The organism is Rossellomorea marisflavi, assembly GCF_001274775.1.
GTDB lineage: Bacteria > Bacillota > Bacilli > Bacillales > Bacillaceae_B > Rossellomorea > Rossellomorea marisflavi.
The window spans coordinates 416,274-434,049 of the sequence record NZ_LGUE01000005.1 but is presented as its reverse complement, the minus strand read 5'-3'; the positions used below and the strand labels follow the sequence as shown (position 1 = coordinate 434,049).

The following is a 17,776-nucleotide window of genomic DNA, read 5'->3' as shown; positions in this document are numbered from 1 at the left end:
GGGAGATTAAGTCAATGAATGTATTAGTAATCGGAGCCAACGGTCATACGGGTCGTCTTATCGTAAAAGAACTCGCTCACAGTGATCAGCATTTCGTTAAAGCGATGATACGTAAGACTGAGCAGGCAGAAGAATTGGAGAGTCTCGGTGCAAGGCCGATTGTCGCAGATCTTGAAGGGGACTTCTCCTATGCCCTCGATAACGTGAACGCCGTCATCTTCGCAGCAGGAAGCGGCGGAAGCACAGGGGATGATAAGACCCGTGCCGTTGATCGGGAAGGCGCCATAAAAGCCATCGACTTCGCGAAAGAGAAAGGCATCGAACGCTTCGTGATGCTCAGTTCCATGGGGGCAGACAACCCCTCAAACGGACCCGAAGGCCTGCAATACTATCTGGAAGCCAAGGGGATCGCCGACGAACATCTCAAAGAGAGCGGGCTTAACTATACCATCGTCCGACCAGGTGCCTTGAGCTTTGATCCGGGAACAGGCAAGATCACCGCGTCCGAATCCATTGCGGACAAAAGCAATGATATCCCCCGTGAAGACGTGGCAAAGGTCCTCGTCGAATCGATCACCACAGAGGAAACGTATCACAAAGTATTTGAAATCCTCGGTGGGGACGTACCGGTTGAGCAAGCACTCAAGACCATATGACCAACGGCCGTCTTCATAATGAAGGCGGCTTTTTCATGCATGGCTGGGTAGGTACCCATCCTGAATGGATTGAATACGATATAGCACTATATCCACTGATTGGGTTGATGACATGAGCAACGAATCCAAAGCCATCTTCGGGGCTTCCGTCACCGCGGTCGGTACCGTCATCGCCGCAGTGGGAGCCACCCCCTTCCGCGTCCTCTCCAAACCGTTCCGACTGGATTTGAGCGTCATCGGGAACGTCATGCAGGGAGTGGGAAACGGAATCGAGGCCGATACCCAGGAACCTTTTTCCCTCGGCCGGATCGGAAATGAAATCCAATCCCTCGGAAACTCGACGGTCGTCGCCGGACTGATCATCAACTTTGACGATGAAACGAAGCAAAAGCTGGTGATCACCGGGAACTGGTTCCAGGCACTGGGAGGAACCGCCGCCCTCGGACCGGAATTCAGTGAACCCGACCCCGATCTAAACGACGGCCTCTCAATCATCGGAAATATACTCCAAGTGACCGGAAACTCCCTACAGGCCATCAACGGCATCGAAAACCTAAAGAAGAGCAGGATTCAAAAGAAGCTTCAGTACCCTGATGACGGGGACGATGATGACGGAAGCTTCCGAACCTTTGACGTGGTCGGCAGCTGGATCCAGGCGACCGGCGCCGTCATTTCCCTGATCAGTACGATCGGCATCCCCGAATGCAGCCGGTTCGGGTATCTCGTAAAGGAAGACGATCCGGAAGATCCCACATAAAAATCCCCTGACCGGAGAACGATCAGGGGATTTTCGTTGTTTTTATGAATCAGCATTCCTCAGGCGTACCTTTATTGTTGGCCGTCACGAACGACGATCCGCACCCGCATGACGCGATGGCGTTCGGATTGTCGATGGTGAAGCCTCCACCCATCATGGACTGCTTATAGTCGATCTTTGTGCCATTCAGGATGGCCGCATCGTTTTTTGCCACGACCAGCTTGATGCCGTGCTGTTCAAGGAGGGTATCCCCTTCCTGCACGTCATGTTCGAATCCCATCCCGTAGGACAAGCCGCTGCATCCACCGCCTTTGACTCCTACGCGGAGCATGGCATCCAGCTCATCATGTTCCTGCATCATATCCTTGATCTGACCGGCGGCTGCTTCCGTCAGGTTGACGATTTCACTCATTTCTTACACCTCCAGCACCTTATGGTATCTATAGTATACTCCTTTCTATTTTACTACTCAACCGAAGTGGATGCGCCAAAAAAAGGCTCACCCTCTCCATTTATAATAGAAAGAAGAAAATGCCTCTCCGACAAGGGAGCAGGCATTGAATTAAAACATCGGGTTTTCTTCAAGGAATTGATAAATCTCATCCACCAATCCCTGTGGTGTATCGCCTGTTACGACTTCCCCGTTAACGAGGGCGTACATGGATTGGGCACATTTACCGCAATACCCGAGACAGCCGTATTCGATGACATCAAGATTCGGGTCCCTCTCCAATATTTCAAGCGCTGCCTGCGCACCACTCGCAAGATTACTGATACAAAATTCAATTATTGGTTTCAACGCGATCACCTCACTGCTGTTATGCTACCTTTTTTTATTTTAAACGTCAATCATTCGTCACTGATTGAATTGGTATAACAGATTGTGAACAATTTACCTTGTTTCTGTTGTGAAAAAGGCGTGATTTCGATATACTTTTAGTGACAAAAGGATTCGAAACTATTATTCAAATGTAATTAGTACTCACATTGAAAGTGCTTACTTCTGTAGGGTCCTGTTCAAGGGTCTCTATGCACCCTGTTCTCTGGGGATAAAATCAACGCTACTGTGGCTATCATACTGTAGAGTGCAAAAGGGGAAATCTGTATGAAACATTTAGTGCTGCTCGGCGGCGGATATGGCAATATGCGCGTACTCCTTCGCTTATTACCGAATCAACTTCCAGAAGATGTATCGATCACCCTGATCGACCGCAATCCGTATCACTGCTTGAAAACAGAATATTACGCCCTCGCGGCAGGTACCATTTCCGATCACCATGTGAGGGTCACCTTCCCTGAGCATGAACGCCTTTCCTACATATATGGAGATGTGACACAGGTCGACATGGACACCAAACAGATCCATATCGCCGGCCAGGATTCGGTTCCATACGACGACCTGGTCATCGGATTGGGCTGTGAGGACAAGTTCCACGGAGTGCCTGGTGCTGAAGAGAATTCGTACAGCATTCAAACCATCGAGAAATCCAGGAAGACCTATCATACCTTGAATAGCCTTCCTGCGGGCTCCATCGTCGGGATTGTAGGGGCCGGATTAAGCGGCATCGAGCTTGCCAGTGAACTCCGTGAGAGCCGCAGCGATTTGAAGATCAAGCTCTTCGACCGCGGACCGCGTATCCTCAATGCGTTCCCGGAACGCCTCAGCTCCTATGTGCATGGCTGGTTCGACGAGAACAACGTCGAGATCGTGAATAATTCCAATATCACGAAGGTGGATCCGACAATCCTTCACAATCACGAAGAGCAGATTCACTGTGATGCCATCGTATGGACGGCGGGTATCCAACCGAGCAAGGTGGTACGCGACATGAATGTCGAAACGGACGCGAGTGGGCGTGTCGTCATCAGCAAGTACCATAACCTCCCGAATGATGAGCATGTCTACATTGTCGGGGACTGCGCCAGCCTCCCACAGGCACCGAGTGCACAACTCGCGGAAGGACAGGCAGAACAGATCGTCACCATCCTGCTGAAACGCTGGGCCAATGAGCCCCTTCCCGAGACCCTTCCCAAGATCAAGCTGAAAGGGATCCTCGGTTCCCTTGGCAAGAAGCATGGCTTCGGTCTGGTGAATGAGCGCTCCATTACGGGTCGTGTCGCACGACTATTGAAGTCCGGTGTCCTCTGGATGTACAAATATCATAACGGATAATGGAAACGCCCGGTGATCCCGGGCGTTTTTCTTTATTGAAAAAAGCATTCCATCACGGGAATGCTTTCGTTCATACGGCCTTGTAACCATACTTCTCGAGCTCTGAATACACGTCTTTCAGGCGGGGATTCCCCTCGCCCACGATCGTCCCTTCCACCGTCACTACGGGATAAAAGAGATCTTCTTCGATCACACGTGCGGAAAACTCCTTGAAGACGTCATTCTCGGGAGGAGAATGGATATCGATATACGTGATGGTGAAGGGCTGTTCGGGGTACTTCCTCCCGATTGCGGCCTCCAGCCACTCGTACGTTTCTTTTGATGACGGCAGGTTCACACAGCTTGGACATGTGACTTCTGCTCCATACACACATAGTTCGATCGGTTTCATGGCAGACTCCCCTTTGGCGTGTTCCTATGACCATTTTACAAAAATGCCGGGTGATTTGGAACTCCAATTTTGACATTGGAGGTGTTTTTATCATATCTTGGTAGTAATCCATTAACCACCAGCGTGTGGAAATGACGGGATCGACGATCTATGCCACGAAAAAAATCACCATTCTTTTCAGGTTGATAGATTTTTTGTGGATATGTCATTATAATAGGAGATAAGGAAAGGAGTCGATCAAATATGACTGAACAAACAGATATGATGTCGTCCGTACAGGAAGTATTAGATAAATTGCGTCCGTTCCTCCTTCGCGATGGCGGTGACTGTGAGCTCGTCGACGTAGAAGACGGGATCGTCAAACTTCGCCTATTGGGTGCATGCGGAAGCTGCCCGAGTTCAACCATTACCCTCAAAGCAGGTATCGAGCGTGCCTTGGTTGAAGAAGTACCTGGAATCGTCGAAGTAGAACAAGTCTTTTAATGCAATGAAGAACAGCTCCGGACTCCCGAAGCTGTTCTTTTTTTATAGGGCCGTCCTTGGTTCTTTTCCTTCAAGGACGGCCTGTATATTATCGGTGCAAAGCCGGACCATATCATACCTCGTATCGACGGATGAACTCCCGATATGTGGGAGCACCACGACCCTATCCAGTGAAAGGAGGGGATGATCCATGGAGATCGGCTCCTGGGTGAACACATCCAGTCCCGCTCCCGCAATCATTCCTTCACGAATCGCTTCAACCAGTGCATCTTCGTCCACGATGGGTCCCCTGGCGGCGTTGATGAAGATCGCGCTGTCTTTCATCATGTCAAACTGTTCTTTCTGGAACAACCCTTTCGTCTCCTCTGTCAGTGGAGCAAGGACCACAACGAAATCGGACTCCTTCAATAGCTCATCAAGGGATCTGAACGCAGCACCCAAGGCCTCCTCCGCTTCCGGTCTACGGTTCCGGTTGTGATAGAGGACGTCCATGCTGAACCCCTTGGCTCTCCTCGCGACCGCTTCCCCGATGCTTCCCATCCCGACGATGCCCAAGGTCTTGTGATGGATATCGGCTCCGGCGAGGAGGAGTGGAGACCAGCTTTTCCATTCGCCTTCCCTTATGTATCGATCACCTTCAACGATCCTTCTTGCCGTAGCCATCATCAAACCAAAGGCAAGGTCCGCCGTCGTTTCCGTCAAGACGTCCGGGGTATTGCAGACCGCGACGCCCTTTTCCTTTGCGTACGCCACATCGATATTATCAAACCCCACTGCCAGATTGGCGACGACTTTCAGGTGTTCCCCCTGGTCGAGCAGTTCACCGTCGATCCGGTCTGAAAGCATCGTCAGGAGCGCGGACGCCTTCCCTGCTTTCTCCAAAAGGACCTCCCTCGGTACTTGCACATCGTCCTGGTCCCACATCTCCACTTCATAACGATCTTGCAGTGGCTGTATCAATGTTTCAGGTAGCTTCCGCGTAATGTAAATGAACGGTTTCATGATCTGTTCCCCACTTTCATGTTGGTAGTCGACTATATACTACCAGTGTAGCATAAAAGCAGGGGATCTTCTTTTCATAGCCAGTCGATCACGGGGATTCCCCATTTCTTCACAGGGACCTCCGACATATGGTAAAAGTCTGCGAGAAAGGACTCATACTGACCCGAATTCCTCAAGTGGACGTTCAATTGATCCTCCACAAGCTTTTTTTGCTGCTCGGAAGTGGAAATATAATACTCTTCGATACACTCGAAATAATGGAGCGGGAAAAGAAGGCGGGAATACATCAACCTCCACGCAAAGGGTGATAGCGGATTGATTTTTTCATACTCCCGGATGAATTCCTGCAGCTCAGGGTGGAACGTCTGGCTCTTCTCGAAGTACTTCTCTCTCAACCACTCGGCCAGATCACGCGTGCTGTGATCGAATACCCACTGAAACGGGAAGTGTATACAGTTCTCGGTCCCCCACGTATTCTGCCCGAACCGTTCGTGGCAGACCGTCCCTGCATCGGCTACATCGGGGTCTTCATCAAGCTCCGTATCCACGAGATACTGGATGGCATTCTCTGCGAGAGCGGTGTAATAAGGGTAGCTTTCGACAAACCGCTCTTCGAATTCATCAACAGGCTGATCCTGGATCACTTGATAATATGCCTTCTCAAGCTGGGAAAGCCTCCGTTCCCACAGCATCTTCCACTGTCCCATCCGGTTGATTTTTTCGACCTTCTCCTCATACAACCTTCCCCTGAAGTGGAACTTGCCCAATTTCCTTCCGAGTGCATTTCCCTCAGGTGGTGAAAGCGGTTCATTCCGGAGGACGACGAAGTCCTTTTCCCCTTCCGTGACCAGGAACTTTCCTTCGTTGCTCTGTACAAAACGCGACGTATACCGGTCCCCTTGAGCGCTGAGATGCTCCGACAATTTGTAGATCTCCACAAGGGTTTCCTGTTCCGTATTCGATACGCCGACAATACTATATAAAGATCCCCCCGCCATGTATCGGTTCATCGTCCCATCAAAGAATGTTCGTTCTGGGCGCAACCCAAAATGGTTCATCAATAGTTCTGAAGACATCACGTTCTCTCCTTAAAAACCAGAATAGTGGCCCATACAGTCATCATAAATATGAATACGCTCATCGTGCCGAGGGCATGAATGAAAAGAATGACTTATTAGTAAAGTCTATTTTCCATGCCATCATCATATGAGTAAAAAACAGGGCTTCGTCTAATCGAAACAGGGGCTATCATTATCTTCCAAGGAAAAGGTGAATAGGATGAAGGATAAAGAATCGATGGATTTATTAGAGAAAACGGCACGCAACTGGCTTCTCGAAAGAGGAGTGACTATCGAAGATATTGCAGATCTGGTCATGTTCCTGCAGAAAAAATATCATCCTGATCTTGAAATGAAGGAATGCATCCATAATGTCGAAAGGGTGCTGACGAAACGGGAAGTCCAAAATGCGATCCTGACCGGGATTCAACTGGATAAGCTGGGTGAAAAGAAAATGCTTGAAGAACCCCTTCAAGCCATCATCGAAGTAGACGAAGGCTTATACGGGGTGGATGAAATCCTCGCTTTTTCCATCGTAAACGTCTATGGATCAATCGGGTTCACCAACTACGGGTATATCGATAAATTAAAACCGGGGATACTGGAACGATTGAACGATAAGTCCACCGGTATGTGCCACACCTTCCTTGATGACATCGTAGGCGCCATCGCTGCTGCAGCTTCAAGCAGGCTCGCCCACCGCGCCAAGCACCAAGACTAAGGGCAAAAGAAAAATCAGACGGAGCCCCGTCTGATTTTTTTAGTGTGTTAAGAAGCGATGCCCAGTGACCATTTTTTCAAACGAAACATTCCCCTCATTCAACCATTATATAAACAGTTAATAGAACCTTTTTACTAACTTACTGTTGCACAATGTGCTATACTTAGATATAGTTACAATTATAGTTGTAATAATTATCACTATAGTGGTACTAAAGCATTGAACGGCAAAATACATCTAACAAGGCGATCACTTCATGCGTTTCGCAGAATTCGAATCAAATTTCACGCTACCCAAAACGGAAATAGAGGTGGATTCCATGAAAACATTAAGTGATCAAGCCCTTTTAGATGCATATAAAAAAGCAAAGTTATTAAACCTCAGCTCTGAATTCATTCTATTGATCGAAGAGGAATTGAAGAAAAGAAAACTGGGATCAATAACTCGATAGTTCCTTCTCGCTGATGACCTTTTGCTCATCCTTCGACGGCATGATATCCGACCAGTGAACTTCCAATGCATTGATGATTGCATGGAGTTTATTCAACGATGGATTCGCCTCCCCTTTTTCAATTAACGAGATGTAATTGACCGTTAATCCGCATACACGACTTAGTTCCTGAATGGTGATTTCTCTCGACCTTCTATGATGTCTGATTTTCTTCCCGACAAGTTCTGTAACACTCATTACCTCACTACCCTTTTAAAATTCTTTAGAATTGATGTGTGTTGTTTCGCGTCAAAATAAGAAACAATGTCTTCCATTCTTAAAGTTGCCTTACTTTTCGTAAAGAATAGTTAGAAACTGAAAAGGTACCAATGCTAATAGTCCCCAATTTTCATCTTGTCTGTTGTCTTTACCCGATTAAGTCTCATTTAACACATGAAAAGATTAGAAAAATTGTAGCTTTTTAACCTTTTCAACTCTATCAGTATTGGCAAGAAGAAGACCTTCTGTTCAAATTGATGGTACTGGGAAAGTTAGCTAGAGGGAGTAGTCAAATCCTGATGGAGTAAACGCAAATTCCACGAATGCTTATACGCTAAGTTGAATGAGGGATGTCTCGATCATAGGGTTCATAGGCTTTTCAAACAGAAATATGTCTTTTTTGCTTCTTAAACACTAGTTCTATTTTACTTATACAAGGGGATGTTGTCCATTAAAAATGTGTTATTTCTTATGGGATTTTCCTCTTAAATACCAAAAATTTTCACACTTGATCAAGAGAAAAACCTGTCCTCCCATGGGAGGTACAGGCTTCTCTTCACGGATCAAATTTCCCATTGGCCAAGGTGGTCCAATGAATACGTAGGTTGCTCTCTCTTTTCTTTCAACATTTCCTTCGGTGTCACTCCCGTGTGAACCATCAGGGTGTCGATCCCGGCACGGATTCCGGCCATGATATCGGTGTCGTAATTATCCCCAACCATGAGGGTCTCCTCTTTACTGGTGCCGAGTACAGAAAGCGCCTGCTCCATGATGATCGGCTCAGGCTTCCCGATGAACACAGGATCCGTCCCCGTCGACACGGTCACGACTGACGTCAGCGAACCGTTCCCCGGGAGAAGTCCCCTTTCAGTCGGGATGGCGATGTCTCCGTTGGTCGAGATGAACTCTGCCCCGTTTCGAACCGCAAGGCAAGCAAGAGATAATTTTTCATAGTTGATCTCCCGGTCGATCCCAACGATGACGAAATCCACTCCGTCGTCCTTAAGGGTGATGCCTTTGTTCTCGAGTGCATCACGGATTCCTTCCTCACCGATCACGTAGGCACTGCCCCCTGCTTTCCGTTCATGAACGTATTGAGCAGTCGCCATCGACGTCGTGAACACTTGCGCGGCTTCAGCCGGGATATCGAATCCCCGCAGTTTTTCTGCAACCTGCTCCGGTCTTCTCGAAGAGTTATTCGTCACAAATAGATAAGGGATCCCCTTATGTTGGAGACTGCGGATGAAATCACCCGCTTCTTCAATCTTTTCCGTCCCTTTATACATGGTCCCATCCAAATCAATGAGATACCCTTTATAGTCCTTCATGTTCTCCACCTCATCAAGAAAACGCTTTCTGCAAGGAAAGCGTTTCGTTATCAATTTTTAAATGCCGATACCGGGCCAAGCTCGTTTTCAAGATAGCTCCTGATTTCATCAGGGAAGCGCTCCAGATTTGCTTTGATGTCTTCAAGCAATGTCCGGATTTCTTCACTATCGACAGACGGATAGTCCTGGACAAGGTCCTTCCGTTTGGCAATGAACCTCTTGAAGTCCCCACTCATCGCTTCGTCGATTACTTTTTCATCGAGGAGGATATCAATGATATCATCATAACTCCCTGGATCCCTCATGATGAAACCATCGATCATGCTGTTTCCTACATCCAGGATCGACTCGATCAAGGTATGCGCAATACGTTCAAGGGCTAGCCTTCCGTATGGCGTGTCCCATTCCCTGCCTTCCGTGTAAAGGACCAGTTGATCTTTCATGAATACGAGTCTTTCTTCGATTTTTTCCCTGTCCACAAAATACATTATGTCCACCTCATCTCGCAGTACTGTCCCCATTTTATCACAGATTCCGGGAACCGACTAAGATCGGATGTTGCACATCAACCTGATTTTGTTATGATGAATGAAGCGATATACAAATGGAGGGAATACAAGTGGAAGAACGTTTTTATCTTTATGACGACCAGGAACAGACCCGCACCCGATTCGTCAGCTTCATGGGAGAAGAGCAGCGCTACGACCTGGCCATCACCCAGACGGAACGATACTACGGGAAATCTTTGGTCTTTGATTTGCAGGGAAACCGCTTCGCCATCATCGGGCGTGACGATCTGGACGAGCCCGGCTATTTGGAAAGCACATTCAAGCTTACGGAAGAAGAAGCCGGCGAATTAAGGGATTTCCTCTCTGAAGTCATCATGTAATCATGAATGAAGCTTGCCCGCCCTTCACATACTATTCCCAAACGAAAGTGAGGGAATACCATGCCGGATAAAGAGAATCAGTCGTATACAGACTTCTCAAATGTAGAAACGGGTAGAAACTTTCTCGTCCCCGAGACCCTTCCAGAAGGTCCCTATGGATCGCCCATTGGGAAGAAGACCCCCGTTGAGAACAAAAGCACCCCATGGAAAGAGGGACAGCGCTATTATAGCGCCTTCAACTACGAAAACAAATCGCTCCACCAGGATATCCCACGTCAAATGCCGGGTGCCCATCCTCCCCATGCGGATCCGGACCGGAATGAAGAACCGCCTTATACTGAAAATGAATGAACAAAGGAACAACATAGACGTTGTTCCTTTGTTCATTTCTTTACTTTTTTCACAAGAAAGTATGCACAACCGAAGTTACAGTACTCATACAGGTAATCCTTATGGGTGCTTACCTTTGTGTCGAAAGATGACTTTTGGTTCTGATCATCGAAGAATCCCTTCAACCGAAGCTGACCATAACCCCAGTCCCCCAAGATGTAATCATATTTACTCAAGATATCACTGTAACGTTCCTTGAAAGCTTCCTCATTGAACCCATCCCGGTACTCATCTATGATTTCATAGCACGCATTCTGTATACAGATCATATGCTCCCACCTACTTTCCATTTATCTCTCTACTTTAAATTATAACGGATTGTCCATTAATTACTATGATAAATTGCATTTCAGGTTGGTCACCCTAGAAATAGGGGGTGTTTTGATTGAAGAAAACATTCGTAAGCTTCGCCATACTCGGCCTGACTGTGACCAGTGCCGGCTGTAATGGCATCAACAAATCGAATGAAGAAATGTTCCATGACAACGGAAATACGATCAATGTTAACGACAGAGAAGATCTCTACAACAAAGACAGCTGGACCAAAAAGGGCTCACAACGCGGAGAAGACTTTGGATACGTGCGACACCAAAAGACACCCGGCGGCAACGTCATGCCCATGAAGGATATGTACAGCATCAACCGGGAACAAGTGGCGGACACCATCAGTAAAATGAGCGTCGCCATCCCTCACGTGAAAGACTGTGCGACCCTCGTCACCGACGAAGAGGTCCTCGTTTCATATGTAACGGATAAAACCGATAAAGACGGACGGTTCAATGTCGCCGACCAGGTCAAAAAAACCGCCATGTCGGTCATACCGAGATGGTACCATGTGTATGTAACCGATGATAAAGCCCTCATGAGGGACGTGGAAAACCTGGCCAAGATGGATACCGATAGCCAGCATGTAAGCGACAGCATCGACAACACCATCAGCCTCATGCTACAGGATTCCCCCCAAGGCAGGGAAATAAACAATGGTGAAAACGCCAACGGTGAAATGTCATCTGACTACGAAATGCAAGACGACGACGTCCACCAGATCAACCCGGATAAAATCAGAAAAGACAATATCATGGATTAACGAAAAGCGGAGGCGGGTTGCCCTGAGGCGACACGCATAAGACGAGACACCCGGAAAGGCGTCCTTTGCCTTATTGGGTGTCTTGACTTATGACCTCGAGCCTCAACACGCCGGAGCTAGACATCACGAAAAGCGGAGGCGGGTCGCCCTGAGGCGACAAGCATAAGGCGAAGCACCCAGAAAGGCGTTCTTTGCCTTTTTGGGTGCTTTGACTTATGACCTCGAGCCTCAACACGCCGGAGCTAGACATCACGAAAAGCGGAGGCGGGTCGCCCTGAGACGACAAGCATAAGGCGAAGCACCCAGAAAGGCTTGCCTTTTTGGGTGCTTTGACTTATGACCTCGAGCCTCAACACGCCGGAGCTAGACATCACGAAAAGCGGAGGCGGGTTGCCCTGAGGCGACACGCAAACAATAAGAAAGCATCCCGGAACCCGGGATGCTTTTTGACATTATGCGTTTTGAGTTTCCTGTTCACCTGCTGCCTGTCTTGCTTTGGCTGCAGCATTGACTTGTTCGTCCGCGTGGTATGAAGAACGCACGAGTGGACCTGCTTCACAGTGGCTGAAGCCTTTTTCCATGGCGGCTTCACGAAGTTCTGCGAACTCATCAGGGTGGTAGTATTTTTGAACTTTCAAGTGCTTCTTGGAAGGCTGTAGATATTGACCAAGCGTAACAATATCCACATGGTTTGCACGAAGATCATCCATTGTTTCAAGGATTTCTTCCTTCGTTTCACCAAGCCCCACCATGATGCTTGATTTCGTCGGGATGTCAGGGTTGAGTTCTTTTGCACGGCGAAGGAACTCAAGGGTACGGTCGTAGGTTGCACGGGCACGAACTCTCGGAGTCAGACGGCGCACCGTTTCAACGTTATAGTTCATGATATCCGGTTTCGCATCCATCAATGTTTTGATGTTTTCGAAAACTCCACCCATATCGGAAGGAAGTACTTCGATAGATGTGAACGGACTCTTCCGGCGGATGGCACGGACCGTTTCAGCAAATACTTGGGAACCTCCGTCTTTCAGATCATCACGCGCAACAGCTGTGACAACCACGTGCTTAAGGTTCATGAGCTGAACTGAATCCGCAACGCGTTCCGGTTCTGCCAGATCAAGTTCATTCGGAAGGCCTGTTTTGACCGCACAGAAACGGCATGCACGCGTACATACGTCACCTAGGATCATGAATGTAGCCGTACGGCGTGTTCCCCAGCATTCATGGATATTCGGGCAGCGGGCTTCCTCACATACTGTGTGAAGATTCTTTTCCCTCATCATTTTCTTAAGACCCATATAATTATCATTCGTATTCAGCTTAATCTTAAGCCAATCCGGTTTTCTGATATGTTCTTCTTTCTTGCTCATCCTCCACATCTCCCATCCTAAATAGTTGACTTAGGCAAAGAGTGAAACGCAAATACAGCTCGTTCATCTTATGTAAAAAAGCCATCATCAATAAGTCTCTTTTGTCACTTTATCATACTAAAAATGCGAAAACAAGCATGCTGACCATGATTACCATTTATTGATGTTAATGAAAATGCGTTCTGGAAACAAACTATAAACAGATAGAAATCCTAGGAGGGTTGCCCTTGTTGAATAAGGTGATTTTAGTTGCTATCATGTTCTTCTTCATTGTCATCCATCCGGTTCAACTGACCGTCGCTAAGGAAATGTCAGAAGAACAGATCCATAATAAAAGGATGGAGCTTTTCAAAAAAAATGAAGCCCTCACCCAGATTCCCTGGTATTATATGGCGGCCATCGATCAATACGAGAGAAGTTTGCGCTTCTCCAGGCAGGACCGGGAAAAACCAACCTCTCCGATTTCCATTCACATCAGCCCTGAAACATGGACCGGCGCCCTCAATCCCAACCGGGAAGATGCCAATCCATTGACCATCTCTCTATTTGACGGATTCGGTCGTGATGGTGATCTTGACGGTAAGGCCAGCCTGCTGAGCGATGAAGATCGCCTTGCATCCCTTTCCCACTTCATTCTCCGCTATGGGATCGACCACGATAACGTGAAGCTTGCCCTTTGGGAGTATTATAAGCGGGATAAGACCGTCAGCATCATCATGGGGAAGGCGCTGGTGTACAAGAAGTTCGACACGATCCACCTCAACGCGAAAGCATTCCCGCTACCTCAGAGGTATAACTACAGCTACCGGAATACATGGGGTGATGCCAGGGGTTGGGGCGGTAAGCGGATGCATGAAGGAACAGACCTGTTTGCCGATTACGGGGTACCGGTCCGATCGACTTCATATGGCATCGTCGAAATGAAAGGATGGAACCGATACGGAGGATGGCGCATCGGAATACGTGATATCAATAATACGTATCACTATTATGCACATCTGAACGGATTTTCCAAAGATCTGAAGGTCGGGCAGGTTGTTGAACCGGGCACGGTGATCGGAGGCGTCGGGAGTTCCGGTTACGGTCCCCCAGGGACGGCAGGAAAGTTCCCACCTCACCTTCATTACGGGATGTACAAAGACAATGGAATCACAGAGTGGTCCTTCGATCCATATCCCCACCTGAAAATGTGGGAGCGACAGGATCGGACAAAGGGCGAATAAAAAAAGCAGACAAGGGAGATCATCCCATCGTCTGCTTTTTCCTTATGCCTGCTTTTGCTTTTTTGAACGGATGACGGCATTGGCTATGCTGGCCGCTAAACCGCCCCAAATGATTACGATACCAACGATCATGCTGATGATGGCTCCTGTACCCATTAGCTTACCTCCTTGTATGTGGTGTCAGCTTCTGTTTTGGAGCTCCAACGCTTGACGGTAAAGAGGAAGCCAAGTACAAGGGCAAAGGCTGCAACCGCCCACCCGCTCAGGTTGATGAACATATCAGGATATCCCTCATAATTTCCATTCTCAGTGTCAAATTGCCTCAAAAGATTCACTTTGAACAATCCAAACATCATGACTCCGAGAACAACCGGTGTGATGATTCCAAGACAGACTTTCCACCAGGCTCCAAGACGGATATCAGAGATTTCATTAGCATGCGCTTGAAGGGGATTGAGCTTGCGCAAGAACCAAACGACCGCAATGACTTCGATCAAGCCGACGAAGGCCACTCCGAATTGATTGATAAAGTAGTCAGCTACGTCGAGGAAGAGTAATCCTCCCTGCGTTGCGAATAGGATCGATACCAAAGCCGAAAGTCCGCCACCGAATAGAACGGCTTTCTTCCTGGAAAGTCCAAATTTCTCTGAGACTGCTGCCACATAGGTCTCGGTAATCGAGATCAGGGACGTCAATCCGGCCAGGACAAGTGAGGCGAAGAACAGGAATCCAAACAAGCCATTCAACGCTGGGAATGAATTGATGATCTGCGGGAATACGACGAATGCAAGACCGACTCCACCGCTAACGACTTCCTGAACCGTAACCCCTTGAGACTGGGCCATGAAGCCCAATGCTGCAAATACTCCGATCCCTGCCAGCAATTCAAAGCTGGAGTTTCCGAAACCGGTAATGAACGCGTTGTTGGTGATATCCGATTTTTTCGGAAGATAACTCGAGTATGTGATCATGATGGCAAAGGCGATGGATAGACTGAAGAAAATCTGTCCATATGCTGCCACCCACACGCTCGGATCGGCAATTTTCGTGAAATCTGGTTTGAAGAAGGCGTTCAGTCCTTCAACAGCCCCGGGAAGAGTGACGGCTCTGATCACAATGATTAAGAATAAAATGACAAGTGCCGGAATGAAGATCTTGTTCGCCACTTCAATTCCCTTTTTGACTCCACGGAAGAGGATACCGAGGGCAACCACCCATACAATCACCAGTGGAATAAATACGCCAGGGACGATGCTTCCCGTCTGCCCTGCACTCACATCCAGTTTCAGGTATTCCCCGAACAAGAAACCTTCTGTATCATCTCCCCATCCAAGATTGAAGGAGAACACGCTGTACGACATGGCCCAGGCGATGATGACCGAGTAATAGGTCGAGATGACAAACGCAATGGCCACCTGCCACCAGCCAAGCCATTCAAGCTTGCGGTTCAACCTGAAGTAAGAAAGCGGAGCGGATCCACGATATTTATGCCCGATCGTGAACTCCAGGATCAAAAGCGGAATTCCCGCCGTTAAAAGGGCGAAGAGATACGGGATGAAGAATGCTCCTCCTCCGTTTTCATAGGCGACCGCCGGGAATCTCCAGATATTCCCTAGTCCAATGGCGGATCCGACAGCCGCCATGATAAAGCCTGCACGGGTGCCGAACTGACTGCGATTTTCCATCTTATTTCCCCCTGTGTCATTCCAACCTTATAAGATTGAAATTTTTATATTTTCTGAACATTAAATCTAAAGACAGTATAGCTAGTTCTAGGACAATTGTCAAAGAGATTTTTCATAATTCAGACACATTAGAGGAGAATGCATTACTTATTCACCACGCCTCTTTCCCCATATAAAAATGCGCTTGCGGAGAACTGTTGATTCCACGTCATTCCCGAAATAAAAAAGAAGCCGGGATACATTCCCGGCTTCTTGCTAATGCTGTTCTGCCACTGTTTCTGATTTCTTGCCGATCAGGAACGATACTCCCACAACGAGCACGATGACCGTCAACAGCCCGAGCCACGTGTTCTCAGTGAATCCAAGGACAAGATAGCCGATTGACGCTGCACCCGCTGCAATGAGGGCATATGGCAGCTGGGTGAGGACGTGGTCGATGTGATTGCTCCCTGCTCCGGTGGAGGAAAGGATGGTAGTGTCTGAAATCGGAGAGCAGTGGTCTCCGAATACCGCTCCGGCAAGGACGGCCGCCATTGATGGAAGCAGGATCGTAATATCCGTATTTGCCGCAATCTCACCTGCAATCGGGAGAAGCAACCCGAAGGATCCCCAGGAAGTTCCCGTAGAAAAAGCCATGAATCCAGCCACAACGAACAGGATGAACGGTAGGGCCGCAACAGGTATGCTGGATTGTTCAACGAGACCCGCAAGATACTTGCCTGTCTCCAATTCTCCGATCAGCGTCACGATCGTCCAAGCGAAGAATAAGATGTAAACGGCCGGCAACATGGATTTGATTCCCTCGATGATCCCTTTACCAAGTGCACTCCTCTCTACCCCTTTCATGCTTACCTGTCTAAGGAAGAAGAAGAGGGAAACGATGAATCCGACAATCCCGCCAAGAATGAGCGAAAGGGTTACGTCGGTGTTTTCGAATACTTTAAGAAGGTCGAAGCGCCCCACCGCACGGTATCCCGTCCAAAGCATGGCACCAACTGTCCCTACGACAAGAGCAACGATGGGCCAGACAAGGTCACCGACTGTTCCCCTAGGGCTGACGGGAAGTTCATTTTTCAGCTCTCCAGGAATTTCTTTTGAGGAATCATACAACTCTCCTGTTTGGATCGCTTTCACTTCATGCTCACGCATCTTCCCGAAGTCGATGCCCCTTACGGCAATCAAAAATACAAAAAGGATTGTGCCCCATACATAAAAGTTCATTGGAACAACCTGCACGAATGCTGAAAATGCCGAGATGTCGGTCACATTATGGGCAGCCAGAATCGTCCCCATGATCCCGATGATATACGCCCCCCAGCTTGAAACCGGAGAAACAACGCAGATTGGGGCTGAAGTCGAATCAATGATATAGGCAAGTTTTGCCCTTGAGATATTGTGACGGTCCGTGACAGGACGTGCTACCTGACCGACCGCAAGTGCATTGAAGTAATCGTCGATGAAGATGATGATACCGAGTACGGCTGCAAGAAGCTGTGCTCCCCTGCGGGTCTTCACGCGCTTGATGGCCCATTCACCAAAGGCACGGCTTCCGCCCGTGATATTGATGAATGCAGTGATGATACCGAGCAGAAGCAGGAAAAGGATGATGAAGATATTACCCTTATTCCATTCTCCATCTGAGTATAGATTTCCGATGAATCCGTCCCATACGAGGGAGATCGTTTCTACAATCGAAAAATTAGCTATTAAAAGTGCGGATGCCACAATCCCCACACCGAGGGATAAAAGCACCCTCCGCGTCAGTATGACCATCAAGATGGCCAAGAGTGGCGGGATTAATGAATAAATAGTGTTTTCCATGATTTCCTCCTATGAATTGATAGGGGGGAATGC

23 protein-coding genes are annotated in these 17,776 nt (G+C 48.2%); 10 read left to right on the top strand and 13 right to left on the bottom strand.

What is annotated here, in order from left to right; translation table 11 throughout:
• The first annotated feature begins 14 nt into the window (after positions 1-14).
• Both AF331_RS17380 and AF331_RS17375 read left to right on the top strand, forming a co-directional pair.
• Positions 15-656: an SDR family oxidoreductase gene (locus AF331_RS17380; protein WP_053429314.1), complete on the top strand. Its 642-nt coding sequence runs from the start codon at positions 15-17 to the stop codon at positions 654-656.
• Between the two features lie 112 nt (positions 657-768).
• A complete protein-coding gene (locus tag AF331_RS17375; protein ID WP_235576425.1) occupies positions 769-1,413 on the top strand; it encodes a DUF6944 family repetitive protein in 645 nt (214 codons plus the stop codon).
• A 49-nt stretch (positions 1,414-1,462) separates the two neighbouring features.
• Here AF331_RS17375 and AF331_RS17370 read toward each other — a convergent pair whose 3' ends face one another.
• On the bottom strand, positions 1,463-1,825 hold the full coding sequence (locus AF331_RS17370) for a HesB/IscA family protein (RefSeq protein WP_053429313.1): 363 nt from the start codon (positions 1,823-1,825) through the stop codon (positions 1,463-1,465).
• Positions 1,826-1,975: 150 nt separating this feature from the next.
• Positions 1,976-2,212 carry a YuzB family protein gene (locus AF331_RS17365; RefSeq protein WP_048007027.1) on the bottom strand — a complete coding sequence of 79 codons (237 nt, stop codon included), beginning with the start codon at positions 2,210-2,212 and terminating at the stop codon, positions 1,976-1,978.
• Positions 2,213-2,518: 306 nt separating this feature from the next.
• Here AF331_RS17365 and AF331_RS17360 point away from each other — a divergent pair, with 306 nt between their 5' ends.
• Positions 2,519-3,586 (top strand): NAD(P)/FAD-dependent oxidoreductase, encoded by a 1,068-nt coding sequence (locus AF331_RS17360; RefSeq protein ID WP_053429312.1) that lies wholly within the window; start codon positions 2,519-2,521, stop codon positions 3,584-3,586.
• Between the two features lie 70 nt (positions 3,587-3,656).
• Here the strand turns inward: AF331_RS17360 and AF331_RS17355 are convergent, their stop codons facing one another.
• The gene (locus tag AF331_RS17355; RefSeq protein WP_053429311.1) at positions 3,657-3,977 is read right to left on the bottom strand and encodes a YuzD family protein; all 321 of its coding nucleotides are present in this window, start codon (positions 3,975-3,977) and stop codon (positions 3,657-3,659) included.
• 243 nt (positions 3,978-4,220) lie between these two features.
• On the opposite strand from AF331_RS17355, the gene AF331_RS17350 reads away from it, so the two are divergent.
• Positions 4,221-4,460: a NifU family protein gene (locus AF331_RS17350; protein WP_048007030.1), complete on the top strand. Its 240-nt coding sequence runs from the start codon at positions 4,221-4,223 to the stop codon at positions 4,458-4,460.
• A 42-nt stretch (positions 4,461-4,502) separates the two neighbouring features.
• Here AF331_RS17350 and AF331_RS17345 read toward each other — a convergent pair whose 3' ends face one another.
• Together AF331_RS17345 and yutH are read right to left on the bottom strand one after the other, a co-directional pair.
• Positions 4,503-5,465, bottom strand: coding sequence for a 2-hydroxyacid dehydrogenase (locus AF331_RS17345; RefSeq protein WP_053429310.1), 963 nt, complete (start codon positions 5,463-5,465; stop codon positions 4,503-4,505).
• Between the two features lie 71 nt (positions 5,466-5,536).
• Positions 5,537-6,538 (bottom strand): spore coat putative kinase YutH, encoded by a 1,002-nt coding sequence (gene yutH / locus AF331_RS17340; protein WP_053429309.1) that lies wholly within the window; start codon positions 6,536-6,538, stop codon positions 5,537-5,539.
• 220 nt (positions 6,539-6,758) lie between these two features.
• On the opposite strand from yutH, the gene AF331_RS17335 reads away from it, so the two are divergent.
• A complete protein-coding gene (locus tag AF331_RS17335; RefSeq protein WP_410528340.1) occupies positions 6,759-7,241 on the top strand; it encodes a phosphatidylglycerophosphatase A family protein in 483 nt (160 codons plus the stop codon).
• A 256-nt stretch (positions 7,242-7,497) separates the two neighbouring features.
• Positions 7,498-7,692 carry a sporulation histidine kinase inhibitor Sda gene (gene sda, locus AF331_RS17330; protein ID WP_053429307.1) on the top strand — a complete coding sequence of 65 codons (195 nt, stop codon included), beginning with the start codon at positions 7,498-7,500 and terminating at the stop codon, positions 7,690-7,692.
• Here sda and AF331_RS17325 read toward each other — a convergent pair.
• The 3 genes from AF331_RS17325 to AF331_RS17315 form a co-directional block, all read right to left on the bottom strand.
• On the bottom strand, positions 7,678-7,929 hold the full coding sequence (locus tag AF331_RS17325) for a helix-turn-helix domain-containing protein (protein ID WP_053429306.1): 252 nt from the start codon (positions 7,927-7,929) through the stop codon (positions 7,678-7,680). The two genes, sda and AF331_RS17325, sit on opposite strands and share 15 nt — an antisense overlap.
• Before the next feature lie 584 nt (positions 7,930-8,513).
• The gene (locus tag AF331_RS17320) at positions 8,514-9,278 is read right to left on the bottom strand and encodes a TIGR01457 family HAD-type hydrolase (RefSeq protein WP_053429305.1); all 765 of its coding nucleotides are present in this window, start codon (positions 9,276-9,278) and stop codon (positions 8,514-8,516) included.
• Between the two features lie 50 nt (positions 9,279-9,328).
• Positions 9,329-9,766, bottom strand: a complete 438-nt coding sequence (locus tag AF331_RS17315) for a DUF86 domain-containing protein (RefSeq protein WP_053429304.1) — start codon at positions 9,764-9,766, stop codon at positions 9,329-9,331.
• Positions 9,767-9,897: 131 nt separating this feature from the next.
• Between AF331_RS17315 and AF331_RS17310 the strand changes: the two genes are divergently transcribed.
• Both AF331_RS17310 and AF331_RS17305 read left to right on the top strand, forming a co-directional pair.
• The gene (locus AF331_RS17310) at positions 9,898-10,167 is read left to right on the top strand and encodes a DUF3055 domain-containing protein (protein WP_053429303.1); all 270 of its coding nucleotides are present in this window, start codon (positions 9,898-9,900) and stop codon (positions 10,165-10,167) included.
• 60 nt (positions 10,168-10,227) lie between these two features.
• On the top strand, positions 10,228-10,518 hold the full coding sequence (locus tag AF331_RS17305) for a hypothetical protein (protein ID WP_053429302.1): 291 nt from the start codon (positions 10,228-10,230) through the stop codon (positions 10,516-10,518).
• 32 nt (positions 10,519-10,550) lie between these two features.
• Here the strand turns inward: AF331_RS17305 and AF331_RS17300 are convergent, their stop codons facing one another.
• Entirely contained in the window at positions 10,551-10,826 is a 276-nt protein-coding gene (locus AF331_RS17300) for a YutD family protein (RefSeq protein ID WP_048007039.1), read from the bottom strand.
• Positions 10,827-10,942: 116 nt separating this feature from the next.
• On the opposite strand from AF331_RS17300, the gene AF331_RS17295 reads away from it, so the two are divergent.
• Positions 10,943-11,644 (top strand): YhcN/YlaJ family sporulation lipoprotein, encoded by a 702-nt coding sequence (locus tag AF331_RS17295; RefSeq protein ID WP_053429301.1) that lies wholly within the window; start codon positions 10,943-10,945, stop codon positions 11,642-11,644.
• Positions 11,645-12,096: 452 nt separating this feature from the next.
• On the opposite strand, the gene lipA is transcribed toward AF331_RS17295, so the two are convergent.
• Entirely contained in the window at positions 12,097-13,014 is a 918-nt protein-coding gene (gene lipA / locus AF331_RS17290) for a lipoyl synthase (RefSeq protein ID WP_053429300.1), read from the bottom strand.
• A 230-nt stretch (positions 13,015-13,244) separates the two neighbouring features.
• Between lipA and AF331_RS17285 the strand changes: the two genes are divergently transcribed.
• On the top strand, positions 13,245-14,237 hold the full coding sequence (locus tag AF331_RS17285; protein WP_412177727.1) for a M23 family metallopeptidase: 993 nt from the start codon (positions 13,245-13,247) through the stop codon (positions 14,235-14,237).
• A 42-nt stretch (positions 14,238-14,279) separates the two neighbouring features.
• On the opposite strand, the gene AF331_RS22010 is transcribed toward AF331_RS17285, so the two are convergent.
• The 3 genes from AF331_RS22010 to AF331_RS17275 all read right to left on the bottom strand — a co-directional run bounded on the left by AF331_RS22010 (position 14,280) and on the right by AF331_RS17275 (position 17,743).
• Positions 14,280-14,393, bottom strand: a complete 114-nt coding sequence (locus tag AF331_RS22010; RefSeq protein WP_082347024.1) for a methionine/alanine import family NSS transporter small subunit — start codon at positions 14,391-14,393, stop codon at positions 14,280-14,282.
• On the bottom strand, positions 14,393-15,922 hold the full coding sequence (locus tag AF331_RS17280; RefSeq protein WP_053429299.1) for a sodium-dependent transporter: 1,530 nt from the start codon (positions 15,920-15,922) through the stop codon (positions 14,393-14,395). Before AF331_RS17280 ends, AF331_RS22010 begins: the two co-directional genes overlap by 1 nt.
• Before the next feature lie 255 nt (positions 15,923-16,177).
• A complete protein-coding gene (locus AF331_RS17275) occupies positions 16,178-17,743 on the bottom strand; it encodes a Na+/H+ antiporter NhaC family protein (protein ID WP_053429298.1) in 1,566 nt (521 codons plus the stop codon).
• Positions 17,744-17,776: the final 33 nt, after the last annotated feature.